At 33.2% G+C, this 1314-nt stretch carries 1 protein-coding gene and 1 pseudogene; both read left to right on the top strand.

Going from position 1 to position 1314, the window contains the following annotated elements:
• Nucleotides 1-146 precede the first annotated feature (146 nt).
• The gene (locus AC1DJR_RS30090) at nucleotides 147-1130 is read left to right on the top strand and encodes a phosphotransferase (RefSeq protein ID WP_477004267.1); all 984 of its coding nucleotides are present in this window, start codon (nucleotides 147-149) and stop codon (nucleotides 1128-1130) included.
• Nucleotides 1131-1182: 52 nt separating this feature from the next.
• Nucleotides 1183-1314: pseudogene (locus AC1DJR_RS30085) on the top strand (DJ-1/PfpI family protein); the annotation flags it as partial.

Here is a 1314-nt window from a genome sequence, read left to right as displayed (position 1 = left end):
ATAGTAGTCCGCCTCTATTAAATTTATATATATAAAACACTATTGATAATTAACAATGAATAAAATTTGGGTTTTTAGAGTAATCGAGATAGTAATCATAAAAAATAGTGTGCAATAAAAATTTTTTCACATGAAAGGAGAATAGTATGAAACACATAATAAAAGACGTATTAATAAATTATTTTAAAGAAATTCATTCACTACTAGTGGAAGAAGAATTACATAAGGACAGTTGGCATACAGATTTGCATTATAAAATCATGGTGAATGGGAATCGGTATTCCGCACGGTTTATAAATAGCGATCGAACAATCAATCCGGCCTTTGGGACGTTATCAAATGAACAATTGAAAGAGCAAGTACGGTTTACGTATTATTTACGAGAGCATGGAATACCATTTATGCAGATTAAGGAGAATATGGCGGGAGAGTCATTTACATTTGTTACTTGGAATGGTGAACAGTACCGGTTTGTATTGTCTACTTGGATTGAAGGGGAACATATTACACATTGTACAGAAATTATGGTAGAAGTCTTTGGAAAGGAAGCAAGAAAGATACATGATATTTCTAGTACATTTCAAAGCTCGACTTTTCAAAAGAAATCTCATTTAGATGGATATGGTGAGTTTATAAAGCTATTAGAAAATAAGGGCGGTACATGTAAGGAATTTCCAGGGTATATAGAGCTCGCTAAGTACCATATAGTATGCGCACATACGAATGATTTGGAGTTTATTGTACAAACAGATTTAAATCCTTTAAATRTCAGATGGAACTCAAATCAATGTGTAAAAGGAATTATAGATTTTGAATCGATTGGATATGTAGATCGCATTGAAGGATTAGCCTTTTTAATAAAATGGTACTCTCGAACGAAAGGAATAGAGTCACATGTAGTATGTCCGGAAGTTGCTAGAGCATTTTTAGAAGGGTATAAAGCTAGTAACATTTTAACTTCAAATGAGTATAAAAGACTTTCTTCGTTGCTATGGTTATCCGGTAGTTTAAATTGGAACTTCGTTAAAAAGACGATGAGTCTATTAGGTGACGGGAGAGAATTAGAGGAACATTTGAAAGTTTATAGAGTAAGRGGAGAAAGGTTATCTTCATTGTTAATTTGTAGATAACATTTCTTCTCTTTTGGGATTTATAAAACAAAGCATATGAGGTGTTCTAAAAATGAAAATACAAATTGTATTGTTTGACGGCTTCGGAGAGCTTGTTTCCTTTGCGCCTTTTGAGGTATTGAGAAGAGCGATAGAAGAAGGGGCTCCATTTACGGTTGAATTCGTATCAAGTGAACCGAAGCAT

It is taken from the genome of Bacillus sp. 05T31, assembly GCF_056396725.1.
The sequence above is the reverse complement of the archived record's forward strand: the minus strand, read 5'-3'. Positions and strand labels throughout refer to the sequence as shown.